Genomic DNA, 17,488 nt, shown 5'->3' on the forward strand with positions numbered 1-17,488 from the left:
CGGTCAGCCCCCTGCTTTCTTTGCGGTCATGGTGTCCCAGCTCGACGCGTCCGGAGCCTTGCCGAAGCGCGGGTCCCATTTGCCGGTGCGCTTGAGTTCGTCCGCGACTTCCTTGGGCATGTAGGTCTCGTCATGCTTGGCGAGGACTTCGCTGGCCGTGAAGCCGCCGTCCTTCTGGACGATGCCGAGGGCGACGACGCTCTGTCCTTCGCGGAACAGGTCGGGAAGGATGCCGGTGTAATGGACCTCGACCGCGGCCTGTCCATCCGTCACCTGAAAGGCGTTCACGGGGGTGCCGTTCTCATTGATGCGGTGCAGGCTGCCGGCCATGACCATGCCGCCGAGGCGGATGGTGCGGTCTGGCGAAGGCGGGTTGGCCTTCACCTGCGAGGGCGCCATGAAGAACACGATGTTGGACGAGAACGCCCGCAGCGTCAGGGCGGCGGCGGAGCCGACACAGGCCAGACAGGCGATGACGATCCAGAGGCGACGGGTCTTGCGGGTCATGATGCTGACCTTTCACGACGGCGGGCATGGCCCTCAACGGCGGCCAGACGGGCCTTGGATTTCCGAAGGCGCAGGGCTGCACCGACACCGAGGACGAGCGAGCAGCCCAGCGTCAGGGCATAGGATGCTGCGATATAGGGCCAGTGGTTCGGGAGGTGCATCATGCGGCTTGACTGTCCCTGCGGTCGAGGCGCGAACGGGCCAGAAGCTGGCGCGCGCGGCTTTCATGGATGGCGGCGCTGAGCCGGGTGAAGATGACGGCCGCAACGCCAAGCGTGAAGCCGATCGTGGTGATCAGCAGCGGCCAGAGCATCATCATGGACATGGTGGGCGCGCCGGTCAGGGTAATGCTGTCGGGCTGGTGCAGGGTGTTCCACCACTGGACGCTGAACTTGATGATCGGCAGGTCGATCACGCCGGCCAGAGCGAGGATCGCGGCGGCGCGCTGGCCTCGGGCCGGTTCATCGAAGGCGCGGATCAGGGCGATATGGCCCAGATACAGGAAGAACAGCACCAGCATCGAGGTCAGGCGGGCATCCCACACCCACCATGTGCCCCACATCGGCTCACCCCAGAGCGAGCCGGTGATCAGGCACAACGCGGCGGCGCAGGCGCCAACGGGGCCGATCTCGATGGCGGCAAGATCCGCCAGCGGATGGCGCCAGACCAGCGAGAGCACGCCGCAGACTGCAAGGCCGAGGTAGCAGGACGAGGCCAGCCAGGCCATCGGGACATGCACATACATGATGCGCACGGTGTCACCCTGCTGCCAGTCGGCCGGGGCGATGAACAGGCCCCAGATGACGCCGACGACTAGGAAAAGGATGGCGCCACTGCTCAGCCAGGGCAGGAGCGCATGCGCCAGACGCAGGAACTGCCCCGGATTGGCATAGCGATGGAGCAGGTTGGGGGTAGGGCGCACTGGGACACGGACCTCGGCAGATTGGCAACTCGGCGATTGGTTCCCCTTTGAAATAGTCCGAAGCAATCATATTCGGAAGAGGCGCGTTGTCCCATTGTTCCGATCACTGTTATCACGTTTCACGGAATTGAGCGGTAAATGCCTCTGTAAATGCCCTTGGGGCGGGAGTGAAATGTGGCTTTCTGGCTGGTGAAATCGGAACCCGAGGCGTTCTCGTGGGCACAGCAGGTCGATCATGGCGTCGAGCCGTGGACGGGGGTGCGCAACTATCAGGCGCGCAACAACCTCTCGGCCATGAAAAACGGCGATCTGGCGCTTTTTTACCACTCCGTCAGCGAAAAACGCATTGTCGGCGTGGTTGAAGTGGTGCGGGAAGCCTATCCGGACCCGACGGCGGAGGACCCGCGCTGGGTCTGTGTGGATGTGAAGGCGATGGGGGCATTTGCCCATCCCGTGAGCCTGGCCGACATCAAGGCTGATCCTGCCCTGGCGAATATGGCGCTGCTGAAACAGTCCAGACTGTCCGTGGCGCCGGTGACGAAGCCGGAGTTCCGCCACCTGACGCAGATCGGGGGTTGGACGCGCCCCTGAGGAGGATCAGTGAATGGCGGAGGAGTCGCCGTTCACGAGAATGTTCGTCTGGCCGTTGACCGGGTGTCCGGCGTAGCTCGTGGGGGAGTCTTCGTCCTCATAGGGGGACTGCACCGGGGCGTTGAACTTCACCGGCATGCCGAACAGTGAGAAATGGGACGGCAGGTTGTTGGTGCCGTTGGTCTTCTGCTGGGCGTTCGTGCCGGGCATCCCGACCGGCAGATGCGTGCGGACGCGGTCGCTGTAGCTGGCGAGGGCGGCTTCCGAGTCTTCCACTTCCGTATAACCGTGCGGCGGGGCGGGGGCGCCTTCATCGGGCAGGGCGGACTGCTGGGCCGGAGTCAGGGGCTTGGCGGGTGCGCCGACGATCTGGCCGGCTGTTGGGCCCATCTGCGGAAGATTTGCCGTGCCGTGTGCGGCGCGGTGACGGGTGTGACCCGAGGAAGAAGAGCTGGAGGCGGCATGGGCCGAAAAACCGGCCGGGATGAGGAGGCTGGCTGCCAGCGGAGCAGACAGGAACCAGCGCGATAATACGGTCATTGTTGTAATTCTCCTCACCCCGCCGGGGGCGTCCCGGGTAGCGTCACAGAGCCGATATCCCCATGATGGCGCCATGTTAGGATATGAAACCTGCTATCCGGTAAACGGTTTCGGGTCTTACGAACAGGAGTTTTGATCGTCATGACCGCAGTGAATGACACGCAGCTTCCAACCAGCGAATTCGCCTCGATGGCGCTGGACGGGGATTCCCTTGCCCAGCTTCAGTCGGTTCTCGAAAAGGTGGAACAGGGCCGCGGGGTTCTCGTGCGTCTTGCAGACCTGATGGGGGGTGCGGTCGGACAGGCTACGCGACTCGGTATGCAGGGACTCGGCCTGGCGCCGGCGGTGCAGGAGAAGTTCCACAACGCGGCTGAGATCGCCATCGAACGGGCGTTCAAAGTCGCCATACTGGGGATCGACAACGAGGCTCCCGCCGTCCGTGAACCCTGGCGTGAGAATGTGGGGCAGGCCGCCGTGGCCGTTTCGGGCGCGCTGGGTGGTTTCGGCGGGATCTTCGGTCTGGCGCCGGATGTGGGCTTCACGACGCTGACCATCATGCGCGAGATCGCGCGCATTGCCCGCGAGGAAGGCGAAGACCTGCGTAACGAAGACACGCGCCGCGCCTGTCTGGAAGTCTTTGCCCTGCGCAGTTTTCCGGCGCGTCAGAGCGATGACGAGAGCGAACTCGGGTTCTTCTCGGCGCGCGCGCTGCTGCGCGGACGGCCGATCGTGATGCTGATGGCCGAAGTGGCCTCGCATTACGGGATCGGTCTGTCGCGCAAATTCGCGTTGCAGATGGTGCCGGTGGCGGGTGCGCTGTGTGGCGCATCGCTCAATGCGGCGTTCCTCGCGCATTACCGTGCTCTAGCCAGGGCACATTTCACGATCCGCCGTCTGGAACGCACGCATGGACTGGCCGTTAAGGAAGCGGCTGCCGACCTGCGTGCAGGTGGGGCGGGCACATCTGAAACATTTTCCTGACTTTCAGGGACTTCCGGGGAAAAGCCCATGCCGATCGGTCTTGTCTGGCTTGGATGGACACTGGTGCTGGCGGTCGTCCAGCTTTTCCTCACCGCCGCCGCCTGCCGTCAGCAGGACGGTCTGCAATGGGCGAGCAGCAACCGCGACGGTGAGCCGCCCCATTACACGGGGATGGCGGCGCGGCTGAAGCGGGCGCAGGCCAATCTGGCGGAAACGCTACCGATCTTCATCGGGGCGGTCCTGCTGGCCTGGGTCTCGGGCCGTTACAGCCCCCTGACGGGCTGGGGAGCCGGGATCTATTTTCTGGCACGGACGCTTTACGTGCCGGCTTACGCGTTTGGCTGGGGGCCGGTGCGCAGTCTGATCTGGGGTGTGTCGATGGCCGGTCTGATTCTGGTGCTGATCAGTCTGCTGTGAAGGATGCCTCGGTCATGGACGGGGGTTCGACGCCTTTGCGCATCATCCACAGATCCACGAGTGCGGAGATGACCAGGCAGACCGCGCTGATTTTGGCCAGAGTCATCAGCAGGCCGTGGGCTTCGGGGATTGCAAGACGCAGCGCGCCGAGAATGACGAGAATGATGGCATAGACGAAGGCAAGCGGCACTGGCGGTCTCCCTGACGATGGGTCACCCTTACCATGCCCGTTGTCGGCACGGCCATGTTTTCCCGTGACGCCCCGGATCATGACACGAGCAAAGACTGTACCCTCATGGACGACATAACGCCGGATCTTCTGCTGCGGGCCTATGCCTCGGGGATCTTTCCCATGGCGCCCGATGCCGGGAGCACGGAACTCTCATGGTACCTGCCTGAAGAGCGCGGGATTATGCCGCTGAACGGGATGCATGTTCCAAGGAAGCTCATGCGGCTGGTGATGTCCGGCAAAATGACGGTGACGGCCGACCGGGCTTTCGATGCGGTCATGCTGGCCTGCGCGGAGCCTGCGCCAGGGCGGGAGACGACCTGGATCAGCGGGCGCATCCGCGCTCTTTACGGTGCCCTGCACCGGCAGGGAAACGCCCATTCCATCGAGGTCTGGGACGGCGAAAAGCTGGTGGGCGGCCTGTATGGCGTGTCGCTGCGCGGGGGTTTTTTCGGCGAGAGCATGTTTTCGCGCGAACGTGATGCTTCTAAGGTGGCTCTGGTTCATCTTGTCGCAGGGTTGCGCAAGGGGCGGTTCACGCTGCTGGATACGCAATACACCACGCCTCATCTGACGCGGCTTGGCGGTATCGGGATTCCGGCGGCGGATTATCAGTCCCTGCTTCATCAGGCGCTGACCGTGCACGCGGTCTGGCCTGACGATTTCAGCCTTCAGGCCCTGCGGGAATCCATTGCGTCCCTGCGTGTGCCTGCCGGGTGCGCGCCTGCCGGAGATCCGCCATGACTGTTTTCACGCGCCCCGCCCTCATGTCTGCCGCGCCATTCGGGCTGCTGGCCGTCGGGCTGTGTCTGGTGACGCCGGCCCGTGCGGAGGATCATCCCCGCCTGACGCCGACGCGCGACGTCACGGTTGTCTACGAACTCACCACGCCATCCGCGCCGCCCAAAGCTGGGCCTAATACCGTCAAGGTGGCGTTCTCGGGTGCGGGCGATCTGCTGCGGATTGATTCGCAGGACGGCAATGGTGTGACGATTCTCGACCGGCCGGCGCAGCAGGTGACGCTCGTGATGATGAAGCAGCAGGTCTATACGCGCCTGCATCCCACCCATGGTCTGCATAATCCGTTCATGCTCGATCTGGACATGCAGTACACACCGGCAGGGCATGAAACCGTGGCGGGCGTGGCCTGTGAGCGCTGGGATATCCAGAGCAGCCATGGCAAGGCCAGCGCCTGCGTGACGGAGGACGGTGTCATTCTGGCTGAGAATGGCGTGGATGCGGATGGGGTGGAAGGATCGATCAAAGCCCTTTCGGTATCCTATCAGGATATTCCGTCCTCGACGTTCGAGCCGCCGGCGGGATTCCATGTTCTCGAGCCGAAGGCCCGGCCGGCCCATCAGAGCCAGGCGGGAAGTGCGACGCCGTCTCCCGTGCCGGAAACTTCAGGCAGCGACATGAAGACGACAATGCCTGAGGCAGCGTCTCCCGAGACGTCCGATTCCGATAGTCCCGTGATTGGCAGCCAGGACAGTCCGGCCCCGGCGACGACAACGCCTGGTCCTGACGCGCCCTTGCCGGGGCAGTCTTCCCAGCCTGATACGACCCAGCCTTCCGTTTCCAATGATTCTTCGGGGGATGGCTCGGTGTCTGCTCCGGATCAGCCGCCCAGCGGTCCTGCTGATGGAAATCACAAATGAGGCTGACGTTCTGGCACGCCGCAGGTGGCGCGGCCTGTGTTCTGATGGCGGCGGTATGCGCTTTTCCGGCGAGGGCAGATGTGCCGTCTGCTCCGGTTCCGGCACCTGCGCCTGAGCCGGGTTCGGCCCCGCTGGTGACGCCCCTGCATGACGCCGATATCGATTACGTCCTGACCGGCCCCTCCGGGCAGCGCCTGCACCAGCGCATGCGCTGGACGTCCGCGCTGTGGCGGCAGCGGGTTGAGCCGGAGGGCTCTGCTACGATCATGCTGACGGATTACCGCACGCATACGCTGATGGTGCTGGATGGCACGAACCGCACGGCGACTGTCATGTCCGCGCCGGGGGAGGGCTTGTCCGCGCCCGGGACACCGGCATCCGGATCATGGCGCAGGCTGGGGCAGGGCAGGATCGCGGGGGAAGCCTGCACGATCTGGGAAAGTGCGGACAGCGACCGTCATCCGACCACATTCTGTTACACGGATGACGGTCTGATGCTCGGGGCGGTCCATGATGGAAAGCCGGTCGTGGAAGCAGTTTCCGTCAGCCATGCCCCGCAGCCCGTCGAGATTTTTGACCCGCCGCCGGGCTATCACCGCGTCGATCCCGCGCACTGAGGTCGTGGGGTCTGAGGCGGGCAGGGCGCTGTTACAATTTGTCCGCCTCCTGCCATGATTGGCGCCTCTTGCTGCCATTTTCAGCGGGCATGATCTTTCTCATGGACGGAAAAGACCCCTTTCATCCGGGGATTTCCGGTCCACGTGTTTCGAGGAGAAAGATGCCATGCGTCGCATCACACGTGCAGTTTTTATGGCCGCTCCCCTGCTGATCGGTTCTGCCATTGTCCCGAATGTTCTGGTGCCGCAGGCCCAGGCTCACTGGCATGGTGGCGGTCGCGGTCCTGGTCCCGGTTATGGCGGCCCGCGTGGCGGCTGGCACGGGGGTTACCGCGATCACTCTGGCGCTATTGTGGGCGGGATCCTTGGCGGTTTGGCTCTGGGTGCCGTGGGTGGCGCGCTTCTGGCGCAGCCTTATGCACCTCCGCCGCCGCCTCCGCCGCAGGTTGTTTACGCTCCGCCGGCAGTCGTTTATGCCCCGCAGCCGCAGGTTGTTTACGGACCGCCGCCGGGTCCGGCCTATCCGGGGATGTATCGGGGTTACTGATCTCGGCAAACTGAACGCTTTGTGTCCACTTTGCCTTGATCGGACCGGAAGGGTGAGGCAATCATGCCCGTCATGACAGCTTCTTCCTCCAAAACGGACCTTCAGCCGGGTGACCGGGCGCCGGATTTCACGCTTTCCGCCTCGGGTGGACGCACGGTCAGCAGTGCGGAGCTGAAGGGGAAGCCCTATCTGCTCTATTTCTATCCGAAGGCCGATACACCGGGCTGCACCACGCAGGCCTGTGGTCTTCAGGAAGTCCTGCCGAAGTTTGAGGCCGATGGCCTGACCATCATTGGCGTCAGTCCCGATCCGGTGGCGAAAATTGAAAAATTCGCCACCAAATACGGGCTCCAGTTTCCGCTGGCCTCGGATGAGGATCATGCCGTCGCCGAGGCTTATGGAACATGGGTTGAGAAATCCATGTATGGCCGGACCTATATGGGAATGGAGCGCAGCTCCTTCCTGGTGGACGGGCAGGGCATCATCCGGAACGTGTGGCGCAAGGTGAAGCCTGCGGCCCATGCGGCTCTGGTGGCTGAAGCGTTCCGGGATCTCTCTTCGGGAGCCTGAGGGCTTTCCCCACAAACTTTTACGAGGGAGACAGGCCGGAAACGCGCCGATGACCGTCTATGGCCGTCCCCGACTTCCCGCGCCCTCCCCGCAGGCGTTTCCATCCTTTCTGCCCGGGGCCGCATTTCCCCCGGCATCTGCATATCGCACGCTGGGCGGCGCTGGCCTGTGTCACGCCGATTGCGCTTTTTGCCGCTGCGGGAAGTGTCTTCCTGTGGGAGCTGGCGCATGGTCCGGTGGACATCACGCGCGTCTCGCATCTCGTGGAGCCTGTCTCCATCGCGGCGGGCAAGCGTCCCGGACATCCGGCCGGCCGTCTGAGCTGGGATACGCTGCGCATCCAGTGGCAGCCGGCCGCGGGCGGCGTTCCCGCCGGGCTTGTGCTGATGGCGCGGGGGCTGAAGGTCACCCGCTTCGATAATCTGATCGCTGAACGTGCCGACGAGGCCGATGCCGTCCTGTCGCTGAGCGCCCTGTTCGAGGGTGTGATCGCGCCGCGGACCCTGCGGCTTGAGAACGCTACGCTGGCCCTGCGCCGTCTGCCTGATGGCGATGTGGACATGGATCTGCCAAACCAGAAGCGCGGCGGTCGGGGTGTGCCGACGCGGCTGGACCGGCTGCGGGCCATTGATGTCCACAATGTTTCCATCACCCTTGCCGGACTGCCGCAGGACCGGACCGCCGTGATCGGGCCGGTCGAGATGCAGGCGCGCCGCATCCGGGAGGCGCCGCATTCGCCGGATTTCGTCTGGACGGGAACGGCCCGGACGATGGTCATGCTCGACGGGTTGCGTACGACCCTGACCGCGCAGGCCAGACAGGTCGGGAATACGGGCAGGCTGCATCTGGACAGCACGCCGTTCGAGCCTGCGGAGCTTGGTGTTTTCAGCCCGCTGGCGGCGGACTGGCATGTTCCGGTGTCGGTCGGCGCTGATGCGGTTTTTGTGCCGCATGGCATGGATGAGCAGCCGTCGGAGCTGACGCTGAACCTGACGCTGGGCGATGGGCAGGTTTTCCAGAAAACGGTCGAGCCGATTCATCTTCATGCCGGACAGGCGAGCGTGCATCTGCGGATGGATCGCCCGGGTCTGGACGGGGGAGCCACGGTTTCGGTGCCGTCTGCCGGGCTGGATGTGGCGGATAACGCGGGTGCGCTGACGCATGTGCATGCCTCGGCCAGTCTGAGACTGGATAGTCTGCGCCAGCCACGGGTGATGGATGGGGACGCGGAAGCCGGGCTGGACGGGGTGCGCTTTGCGACGCTGGGTTCCATCTGGCCGGCGAGCATCATCAAGGGCGGGCGGCGCTGGATTTCCCGGAACATCACCGACGGCACGGGACGGGATCTTGAGGTCAGGGCCCATCTGCATGGCGAGCACGGGCCGGACAGCATCCTGCCGGTCTCGGTTCAGGGGCAGTTGACGGGGCGCGGGCTGACGGTGAACTGGCTGCGGCCGGTTCCGCCAGCGACGGGCCTGGATGCATCCCTGCATTTCGACGGGCCGGAGACGCTCGTGATTGATCTGAGCCGGGGTGTTCAGCCCACGGGCGTGAAGGAGAACGTGCTTCTTCCCGACGGGGAGATCCGGATTGGCGATCTGTATGCCAAGGATCAGACCGGCGATATTTCCACGCATCTGACGGGGCCTCTTGCGGGGTTCATGTCCGCGCTGGCGCACCCGCGGCTGCATCTTCTGGCGCGGCATCCGCTGCCGTTCACGCATCCGGAAGGGATGGTGGACGCGCATGTGCGTCTGACGCTGCCGCTTGTCGCGCACATTCCGGACGGGGCGCTTCATGTCTGGACACAGGCCACGTTCTCCGGCGTGCATCTGGGCAATGTGCTGATGGGGCAGCCGGTGGACGGGGCGTCGGGGAAGATGTCCGCGACCGAGGATGGGCTGGACCTGACGGGGGACGGACGGCTTGCGGGGATTCCCACGCATGTCGTGCTGCATGAGAACTTTCAGGGCGGGGCGCCGTCGCGGGTGTTGCAGACGATTGATGCGCGGTCGGTTCTGGACCCGCAGTCCACCGCGAAGGCCCGGATTGCGCCGGGGGGGCTGTTTGACGGGCATGCGGTTCTGAATGCACATTTCGTGCAGCAGGCCAATGAGATGTCCGATCTGAAGCTGTCGCTGGACATGGCGCAGGCGGCGCTGACAGTGCCGATCTGGGCCAAGCCGATGGGTGAGCCTGCGACGGCCATGGTGCATATCGGGTTCCAGAAAGGGCGGATGTCGGTTCTGGATGGATTGCAGGCGCATGGGACCGGGCTTTCCGTAGCGGGGCGCGGCGTGACCCGGGCAGGCAAGCTGACGGGGATCGTGCTTGAGGGCTTCAGGATCGGCCGGACGGAGGGCGATGCGCGCATTGCCCTGCCGCAGGCCGTGGATCAGCCGATCGGCGTGACGGTCGATGCGGATCCGCTGGATCTGGCGCCGATGTTCGCGCCCCATCCGCCGACAGCGGCGGCGCCTGCATCGCAGGGCAGCTCGGGGGCGAAGGGTGCCTCCATGGGAGACAACTGGTCCATCAGCCTGAATGCGCCGCATGTTTATTACGGGCCGAAGGCACAGGTAGGTGGTGTCGTCTCGCAGATCGAACTGCGGAACGGGCATCTGACATCAGGGCGGTTTGCGCTCGATGCGCCGACGCGGGTCCGGGCGGTTCTGGCCGATACGGGGCGCGAGCATCCGTTTGTGCTGGATATCGACAATCTGGGGACGCTGCTTGAGGGCCTGGGGTTGTATGACCGTATCCGGGGTGGGCAGACGCATCTGGACGGGGTGTTTACGCCCGACGAGACGACAGTGCGGAAGGTGCCGGAAGGTCGGAATACGAAATCGGCCGGGCTGTGGGGCGGGCTGCCGCCTTTCCGCGGGCATGTGGAAATGGGGCCATCGCAGTTTCTGCGGCCGCCTCTGACGCTGACGGCGGTATCGGACCTGTCTCCGCTGCACTGGCTGACCAATCATCTGGACCGCTTCGAGATCAGCCATCTGGCCACGCGCCTGAGCCTGGCAGGGAACCTGCTGGTGCTGCATGACGGCGTGATCGGCAATCAGGCGCTGGGGGCCACGATGGAAGGGCCGATTGACCTGACGACATCCACGCTGAATCTGAACGGGACGATCGTCCCGCTGTTCGGGCTCAATGCGCTTCCGGGGCGGCTGCCGGTGCTGGGGCATCTGCTGTCTCCCGAGAAGGGGGGCGGGCTGCTGGCGGCGACGTTCGATCTGCATGGGACGGTCGAGAAGCCGGATCTGTCGATCAATCCGCTGTCGATGCTGCTGCCGGGCGTGATGCGGCGCATCCTTCATTAAGTCGGCGGCCGGGGTTATGCTCCGGTAACGTGAGGCCGGGGATTTTCCTGAGCGGTCGGGCTTCCCATATCCGGGGAGCAGGCCTTCTGACGGGGCTTCGGGGAGCGGGAGACGCCAGTGACCGACATGACAGATCTTTTCGGCGGTGCTCCGGAAGCGAACCGTGCTCCGGGACATGCCGCAGCCCGTGGGCCGTCCCGTGCGCCGGAGAAGATGCGGCCGCAACGCCCCATCGAGGCGCCGCAGGTTCAGCGTCGGCCGCCGTCACGCACCCAGCCTCTGGCGGACCGTCTGCGGCCGAAGCGGCTGGAGGATGTGCGGGGGCAGGATCATCTGCTTGGGCCTGAGGGCACGCTCACGCGGATGCTGGAACGGGGTACGCTGTCCAGCCTGATTCTGTGGGGCGGTCCGGGATGTGGCAAGACGACGATCGCGCGGCTTCTCGCAGGGCGTGCTGGACTGTTTTATTCCCAGATTTCGGCTGTGTTTTCCGGGGTGGCGGATCTGCGGCGGGCGTTTGAGGAAGCGGATCAGAAACAGGCGGCGACCGGCAAGGGGACGCTGCTGTTCGTTGACGAGATCCATCGCTTCAACCGGGCCCAGCAGGATGGGTTTCTGCCTTATGTGGAGCGCGGGACGGTGGTTCTGGTGGGCGCGACCACGGAGAATCCGTCTTTTGCGCTGAATGCGGCGCTGCTCTCGCGATGTCAGGTTCTGGTGCTCAACCGGCTGGATGATGCGAGCCTTGAGAGCCTGCTGCTGCATGCGGAAGAGGAAGTCGGGCGTCCTCTCCCACTTGATCCGGAAGCGCGGGCCAGTCTGCGGGCCATGGCGGACGGAGACGGGCGGTATCTGCTGAACATGGTCGAGCAGCTTGTGGCGCTTGATCCGTCGAAAGTTCTGACGCCGCGCGATCTGGCGGCGATCCTGTCGCGCCGGGCCATCCTGTATGACCGGGATCGGGAAGAGCACTACAATCTCATTTCTGCGTTGCACAAATCGCTGCGGGGCAGTGATCCGGATGCGGCTCTGTACTGGTTTGCGCGGATGCTGGAGGGCGGGGAGGACCCGCGCTACATCGCCCGGCGCCTGACGCGGTTTGCGGCCGAGGATGTGGGGCAGGCCGATCCTTCCGCGCTGCCGATGGCGGTGGCGGGGTGGCAGACCTATGAACGGCTGGGATCTCCGGAAGGGGAGCTGGCGCTGGCGCAGGTCGTGGTGCATCTGGCGACCGCGCCGAAATCCAATGCGGTTTACACGGCCTATAAGGCGGCCCGTGCCCTGGCGCGCGATACCGGAAGCCTTATGCCGCCGTCGCATATCCTGAACGCGCCGACGAACCTGATGAAGGATATCGGGTACGGCAAGGGCTATGAATACGACCACGACAGCGAAGACGCGTTTTCGGGTCAGAACTACTTTCCGGACGGGATGCCCAGAGCGTCCCTTTATCATCCCACGGACCGCGGACATGAGGGGCGTATCAGAAAACTTCTGGACATGCGGGCCGCCAAGAGGGCATCCCGCGAACCATGACAGTTACCAACCGCATCGTGACCGAGGATGAGGCCGATATTCGCCTCGACCGCTGGTTCAGACGTCACTACCCCAATCTGACGCAGGGCGCGCTCCAGAAACTGTGCCGCAAGGGACAGATCCGCGTGGAGGGAGGGCGTGTTCAGACCAATACGCGCCTGATCCCCGGCCAGAGCGTCCGTATCCCGCCGCTTCCGGATGTGGACAAGCCCGCACCTCTGCCGCCACCGGATCCGATGCTGGCGCGTGAGATCAAAAAGATGGTGATCTATGAGGACGAGCATCTGCTGGTTCTCGACAAGCCATCGGGCCTTGCGACGCAGGGTGGACCGGGCATTACCAAACATGTGGACATGATGCTCGACGGTCTGCGCCCTGAAGGCGGGGACCGGCCGCGTCTGGTCCACCGTATTGACCGTGATACGTCCGGCATCCTGCTGATTGCCCGCACGCCGGGTGTGGCGGCGAAACTTGCGGCGGCGTTCCGTGGGCGCGATGTGGAGAAGACGTACTGGGCCGTGGTCGTCGGGCGGCCCTCGCCGGAATCCGGCATTATCGACCAGCCGCTGGCGAAGATCGGTGCGGGTGGTGCGGCTCTGGTGATTGCGGCGTCACGCGATGAGGAAGACGCGGCTTCGGCCAAGACGGAATATGAAACGCTCGATGCGGCCGGCAAGAAGCTGAGCTGGCTGAAGCTGTCTCCGCTGACCGGGCGGACGCATCAGCTGCGCGTGCATACCGAATCCATTGGAACACCGATCGTTGGTGATCCGCGCTATGGCGGGAAGGCCGCGCATCCGGAAGGGTTCATCGACCGGCTGCATCTGCATGCGCGCCAGCTCGATATTCCGCATCCGGCCGGGGGGCGTCTGATCGTGACGGCACCTCTGCCGCCGCATATGCGCGAAACATTCCGCACGCTGGGATTCGTGCCGGGTGAGACGCCCGCGCCCAAGCGTGTCCGGGGCGGGAACAGCAGCAAGGGCCGGGGGCCTGCGAAATGAAGAAGCTGACCGGCGCTCTGATTGCCGTCATCGTTGCCATTGTGGGTGTGAGTGTGGCCACGCATGTTCTGATCGATCAGGATGCGCTGCGCGAGCGTGTGGCGGTGGCGCTGAAGCACCAGACGGGGCTTACGATGCAGGTCCGTCATTCGTCGGTGCAGCTTCTGCCCTGGCCGGCGTTCGAGGCGTCCGACGTCGTGCTGACGCGCGATGGTCAGACGCCGGTTCTCAAGGCTCATACGATTCATGCGGGTATTGCCGTCTTTGCCCTGCTGCATCGTGAGGTCCGGTTTCAGGACTTCGTGGTTGAGGGCGCGACGGTCAGTCTCGTTCGCGGTCTGGACGGGCAGGCCAACTGGTCCATGACGCCGGATCGTGAGAACGAGGATGCGTCTCTCCCGGTGCATGGTCAGAGCGGGCAGCGGATTCAGGCGCACTGGGATCTGTCTCTGGACGGGCTACATGTCGCACAGGCTTCCGTGCTCTGGAATGACCGTCTGACCCGCACGAGCGGTTCGTTCGGTCTGGATACGCTGGATCTGGCAGGGCTGCGCAGTTCCAGCCCTTGGATCAGCCTTCAGGGGCATCATGCGGGCACGCCGTTCACGCTCAAGGGGCATGTCGGCAATCTGTCGCAGATCCGGGGGACGCAGCCCTGGGCGTTTAGCATCGGGACGACGCTGGGCGATGGCGAAAAGCGCGACTGGCTTAATCTGGACGGGCGGATCGGCAATCCGTCCCGGATGGAGAACGTGGTTCTGACGGCACAGGGCGAATGGCCCAATCTTCAGGACGCGCACCGTCTGTTCCCGCATGCCAATCTTCCGAATGTCCCGGCCCTTGGCGGGGATGTTGCGGTTCAGGGCAGTCCCGGTCCGCTGACGGATCTGGATGGGGACGCGCTGCTGCATCAGGTTCTGGCCGGGATGACGCCGACGCGCGTGCATCTGCATGCCGGTTATGTCGCACTGCGGCAGGGCGTGTTGCGGAACCTGCATGTCGACTCCGCCGGGCCGGATGCGGCGCTGACCGCCACGGCGGATACGCAGTGGCGGGATACGGCCTGGCATGTCGAAGCCGGGGCAGGGACGATGCAGCAGGCGCTTGCGGCCTGGCGCGACGGGTTGAAGACCGCTGTTCCGCTGACGGTGGAGCTGCGGAGCCAGACGACGCTCCTCTCCGGTGCGCCGGCCGTCACTGCGCCGGACAATGCGCGCTTCGCTCTTTCGGGAACGATTGGAGCGGAAAATGGACATCTCGTAGCGGAAGGGAGTGGCAAGACGCTCCATCTGCCGGGAGCGGTACTGCATGATGTCAGTGTGCATGGCACGCTGGACGCGCAGGACCGCGAGAACCTGTCGCTCGATGGACTGACCTTCGGCAGTAAGGAACTCTCCGTGGACGGCGCTCTCAAGCTGGTTCTGGGGCATGACGTTCCGCCGGTCGCGAGCGGAAACCTGCATGCCGCGAAAATGGATCTGGATGTGCTCAAGGGGCTGTGGCTCCAGTCTGCGCAACCGGCTGCTCCGGTTGTGGCGCCCGCTGTTCCGGGTGTTGCCGTGCCGCAGCCTGTGGCGCCGCAGAATGAGGGTCCGGTCCCGGCTGTGAGCGATCATCCTTCGGCTGAGTCGGCCCCTGCGGACCCGACGCCGTCCTGGGTGAAGCGGTTGCGGGCGCAGGATGTGAACCTGCATCTGACGGCGGATCATGTCGTGTTTGCGGGGCGGGATTATACAGATCTGGCGACGCGCCTGACGCTTTCTGGTGGCCATCTGCGTCTGGATCCGATTTCCGGTCAGGCCCAGGGACTGCCACTTTCGGGAATGGCGGAACTGGATGCCAGTGCGCTTCCGGTGACGGGCAGTGTGACGTTCCAGCCGCTGATGCTGCCGGCCGGTCTGCTGGAGACGCAGCTTGGGATGCCGCTTCTGCTTCAGGGGCCGGTGCAGGTCGTGGGGCAGCTTTCGGCGAAGGGCAACAGTTCGCAGGAGCTGCGGCAGTCGCTGGACGGGCATCTGGGCATCTCCATGGTGGATGGCCAGGTGCAGAGCGAGCTTCTGGGGCAGATGGCAGGGTCGGCGGCCAGTGTCGTGCTCGGGAAAGGGGGGCGTTCGCTCCGCTGTCTGGGGCTGCACATGAGCATTGCGAACGACGTCGCCCATATCGACACGCTAGGGCTTCAGTCCGGGCGGTTCTCGACGTCGGGCAGCGGGACTGTCGGGCTTGGGACGCAGGCGCTGGATCTTCGTCTTCTGCCAGTGGTGGATTTTGAAGGGGCGGGCGCGTCCACACCCGTGGTTCTGACGGGCACGCTGGGCGCGCCGCATGTCGAGCAGGATCGTGACGCGGGTGGCAATTTCCATGTGACGATTGGCGGGGACAGCAATACAGCCGATCCCTGCACGGCACCGCTGGCTGCGGCGCGGGAAGGGCAGGCTGGTCCGGCCCCTGCGGCGATCAAGGCCCATCATTCGAAGGCCGGGGATATCCTGCGGGCTCTGGGAGTTCTGCATTGAGCGGGCATAAGCGTTTCTGGAAAGCGGTTTCGGTCGTATCGGAGAACGGGCTGTTCCAGCCACGTCTGGATGGACGGCCGATCCGTCTGCCGCAGGGTCATGTTCTGGCTGTGCGTTCGTCTGCGCTGGCTGAGGCCATTGCGGGTGAGTGGGGGCAGATTGCGGAAGGCGCGGCTTTCACGCCGGATTCCCTGCCTTTGACGCGGATGGCCGGGACGATGATCGAGCGGATTGCGCCCGATTCGCAGGTCGCGCGTGACATGCTGCTCGGACTCGGAGTGGACGACGGACTGTGCTACTGCGCAGAGGGGATCGAGCCTGTTGCGGCGCAGGTTTTCGCGTGGCTTTCGGGTTACGGGCTCCACCCGAATGTAACTGATGGTCTCATGCCGGTTGTGCAGCCCGAGGGCTATCTGGAGGCTCTGGGGCAGCTTCTGGCGCCCCAGGGTGATCTGGAGCTCGCGGTTCTGGGCGTTCTGACGCAGGCGACGGGCAGCCTGCTTCTGTCACTGGCGGTCGTGGGTGGTGCTGTCAGCCTCGTGGATGCGGTGCTCTGGGCCAATAATGATGAAAAATCCCAGCTTGCGACCTGGGGGCAGGATGATGAACTCGTCCGCACGATGGAGAACCGCGAGAAGGACATTCTCGATGCGGGCATGTTCCTGACGCTCGGGCGGCAGGTTTCGATCTGAGAGGAAAATGCCCTGAATGGGGCATGATCTTGCCATATTCGGGGATCATTGAAGCTCCAGCCATGAGACAGAACGAGATGATTGGTGACTCGCCCCGGGCAGGGATCGGGCGCTATCTCCGGATCTGTCGAACACTGTGAGATTCGAGGAAGATATGTCCGTATCCGTTCGTAGGCCCCTGCTGCGCCACATGGGTACCCGTGTTGTGAAGACCTGTTCCATCGGGGCATGGCTTTTTCTGGCTGCGACGCCGCTGATCGTGGTGGTCTGCGCCATTCACGGCTGAGCCTCGGCACCATCAGACACAAAAAAGCCCGGCCCCTTTTGGGAGTGCCGGGCTTTTTTTGTGTCTTCAAAGCTGGAATGTTCAGTTCCGGGGGCTGAGTGCGGGTTCGGGAAGGATCGGGGTTGTCCGATCCGGAAAGGTCAGCCAGTTCTGCCAGAGTTCGTAGGTCCGCTCTTCGGTGAGCTTCAGCCGACAGGACAGTTCCATGGATGTTCTGATCGTGCTGTCTGACCAGCGGCCCGACACGGCCTTGCATTCTGCCTGACGGAAAGCCCACCAAGCGGATTCGCCTTTGCGGAAATCCGCCTGTGTCCGTGACGCGATGCCCGGCCCCTGCATCCGCCGGAGCGCTGCTTCCGTGTATCGCTTCAGTTGCGCCTCGGCCTGAGCCAGACGGGAACTGAAGCAGGACTGGATTTCTGGCGTCGTCCTGCCTGGGCAGACCGGGGCCGCCAGTGCCGGCTGGGCCAGCAGCAGGGCCGTGACGCAACAGACGGGCAGGTGGCGGATCCTCATGGCAGTGCTCCGTGTACGGACGGTGAAATGAAG

At 64.3% G+C, this 17,488-nt stretch carries 20 protein-coding genes; 14 read left to right on the forward strand and 6 right to left on the reverse strand.

From position 1 onward, the window contains the following. Nucleotides 1-3: 3 nt before the first annotated feature. From ccmE to KP701_RS07070, 3 genes are read right to left on the reverse strand one after another with little or no spacing between them, the layout of a single operon-like run. Complete coding sequence (gene ccmE, locus KP701_RS07060) at nt 4-507, reverse strand: cytochrome c maturation protein CcmE (protein ID WP_215746509.1); 504 nt, start codon at nt 505-507, stop codon at nt 4-6. Then, nucleotides 504-671, reverse strand: a complete 168-nt coding sequence (locus tag KP701_RS07065) for a hypothetical protein (RefSeq protein WP_167315815.1) — start codon at nt 669-671, stop codon at nt 504-506. Before KP701_RS07065 ends, ccmE begins: the two co-directional genes overlap by 4 nt. Beyond that, nucleotides 668-1,429, reverse strand: a complete 762-nt coding sequence (locus tag KP701_RS07070; RefSeq protein ID WP_215746510.1) for a heme ABC transporter permease — start codon at nt 1,427-1,429, stop codon at nt 668-670. Before KP701_RS07070 ends, KP701_RS07065 begins: the two co-directional genes overlap by 4 nt. Nucleotides 1,430-1,603: 174 nt before the next feature. Here KP701_RS07070 and KP701_RS07075 point away from each other — a divergent pair, with 174 nt between their 5' ends. Next, on the forward strand, nt 1,604-2,020 hold the full coding sequence (locus KP701_RS07075) for an EVE domain-containing protein (RefSeq protein WP_215746511.1): 417 nt from the start codon (nt 1,604-1,606) through the stop codon (nt 2,018-2,020). A gap of 6 nt (nt 2,021-2,026) precedes the next feature. Here the strand turns inward: KP701_RS07075 and KP701_RS07080 are convergent, their stop codons facing one another. Then, a complete protein-coding gene (locus KP701_RS07080) occupies nt 2,027-2,560 on the reverse strand; it encodes a hypothetical protein (protein WP_041111960.1) in 534 nt (177 codons plus the stop codon). Nucleotides 2,561-2,701: 141 nt separating this feature from the next. On the opposite strand from KP701_RS07080, the gene KP701_RS07085 reads away from it, so the two are divergent. Together KP701_RS07085 and KP701_RS07090 are read left to right on the forward strand one after the other, a co-directional pair. Further along, nucleotides 2,702-3,541: an EcsC family protein gene (locus KP701_RS07085; protein WP_215746512.1), complete on the forward strand. Its 840-nt coding sequence runs from the start codon at nt 2,702-2,704 to the stop codon at nt 3,539-3,541. Between the two features lie 27 nt (nt 3,542-3,568). Next, a complete protein-coding gene (locus KP701_RS07090; protein WP_215746513.1) occupies nt 3,569-3,958 on the forward strand; it encodes an MAPEG family protein in 390 nt (129 codons plus the stop codon). Here the strand turns inward: KP701_RS07090 and KP701_RS07095 are convergent. Beyond that, nucleotides 3,945-4,148 (reverse strand): hypothetical protein, encoded by a 204-nt coding sequence (locus KP701_RS07095; RefSeq protein WP_215746574.1) that lies wholly within the window; start codon nt 4,146-4,148, stop codon nt 3,945-3,947. The genes KP701_RS07090 and KP701_RS07095 overlap by 14 nt on opposite strands. 105 nt (nt 4,149-4,253) lie before the next feature. Here KP701_RS07095 and aat point away from each other — a divergent pair, with 105 nt between their 5' ends. The 11 genes from aat (at nt 4,254) to KP701_RS16480 (ending at nt 16,939) form a co-directional block, all read left to right on the forward strand. Further along, nucleotides 4,254-4,931: a leucyl/phenylalanyl-tRNA--protein transferase gene (aat, locus tag KP701_RS07100; protein WP_215746514.1), complete on the forward strand. Its 678-nt coding sequence runs from the start codon at nt 4,254-4,256 to the stop codon at nt 4,929-4,931. Then, nucleotides 4,928-5,845: a DUF4412 domain-containing protein gene (locus KP701_RS07105; RefSeq protein WP_215746515.1), complete on the forward strand. Its 918-nt coding sequence runs from the start codon at nt 4,928-4,930 to the stop codon at nt 5,843-5,845. The genes aat and KP701_RS07105 overlap by 4 nt, the downstream gene beginning before the upstream one ends. Continuing rightward, nucleotides 5,842-6,462: a hypothetical protein gene (locus KP701_RS07110; RefSeq protein ID WP_215746516.1), complete on the forward strand. Its 621-nt coding sequence runs from the start codon at nt 5,842-5,844 to the stop codon at nt 6,460-6,462. Before KP701_RS07105 ends, KP701_RS07110 begins: the two co-directional genes overlap by 4 nt. Before the next feature lie 166 nt (nt 6,463-6,628). Continuing rightward, entirely contained in the window at nt 6,629-7,009 is a 381-nt protein-coding gene (locus tag KP701_RS07115) for a hypothetical protein (protein ID WP_215746517.1), read from the forward strand. Between the two features lie 63 nt (nt 7,010-7,072). Further along, nucleotides 7,073-7,579, forward strand: coding sequence for a thioredoxin-dependent thiol peroxidase (gene bcp, locus KP701_RS07120; protein ID WP_215746518.1), 507 nt, complete (start codon nt 7,073-7,075; stop codon nt 7,577-7,579). A gap of 59 nt (nt 7,580-7,638) precedes the next feature. Next, entirely contained in the window at nt 7,639-10,905 is a 3,267-nt protein-coding gene (locus KP701_RS07125) for a DUF3971 domain-containing protein (RefSeq protein WP_215746519.1), read from the forward strand. A 126-nt stretch (nt 10,906-11,031) separates the two neighbouring features. Then, nucleotides 11,032-12,441 carry a replication-associated recombination protein A gene (locus KP701_RS07130; RefSeq protein WP_215746520.1) on the forward strand — a complete coding sequence of 470 codons (1,410 nt, stop codon included), beginning with the start codon at nt 11,032-11,034 and terminating at the stop codon, nt 12,439-12,441. Further along, nucleotides 12,438-13,445, forward strand: a complete 1,008-nt coding sequence (locus KP701_RS07135; RefSeq protein ID WP_215746521.1) for an RluA family pseudouridine synthase — start codon at nt 12,438-12,440, stop codon at nt 13,443-13,445. The genes KP701_RS07130 and KP701_RS07135 overlap by 4 nt, the downstream gene beginning before the upstream one ends. Continuing rightward, nucleotides 13,442-15,961: an AsmA family protein gene (locus KP701_RS07140; RefSeq protein ID WP_215746522.1), complete on the forward strand. Its 2,520-nt coding sequence runs from the start codon at nt 13,442-13,444 to the stop codon at nt 15,959-15,961. Before KP701_RS07135 ends, KP701_RS07140 begins: the two co-directional genes overlap by 4 nt. Next, complete coding sequence (locus tag KP701_RS07145; protein ID WP_215746523.1) at nt 15,958-16,653, forward strand: ATP12 family protein; 696 nt, start codon at nt 15,958-15,960, stop codon at nt 16,651-16,653. Before KP701_RS07140 ends, KP701_RS07145 begins: the two co-directional genes overlap by 4 nt. A gap of 154 nt (nt 16,654-16,807) precedes the next feature. Then, nucleotides 16,808-16,939, forward strand: coding sequence for a hypothetical protein (locus KP701_RS16480; RefSeq protein ID WP_255314061.1), 132 nt, complete (start codon nt 16,808-16,810; stop codon nt 16,937-16,939). A gap of 81 nt (nt 16,940-17,020) precedes the next feature. On the opposite strand, the gene KP701_RS07150 is transcribed toward KP701_RS16480, so the two are convergent. Beyond that, a complete protein-coding gene (locus KP701_RS07150) occupies nt 17,021-17,455 on the reverse strand; it encodes a lysozyme inhibitor LprI family protein (protein ID WP_215746524.1) in 435 nt (144 codons plus the stop codon). Between the last annotated feature and the right edge of the window lie 33 nt (nt 17,456-17,488).

Source organism: Gluconobacter sp. P1C6_b (assembly GCF_018811945.1).
Lineage (GTDB): Bacteria > Pseudomonadota > Alphaproteobacteria > Acetobacterales > Acetobacteraceae > Gluconobacter.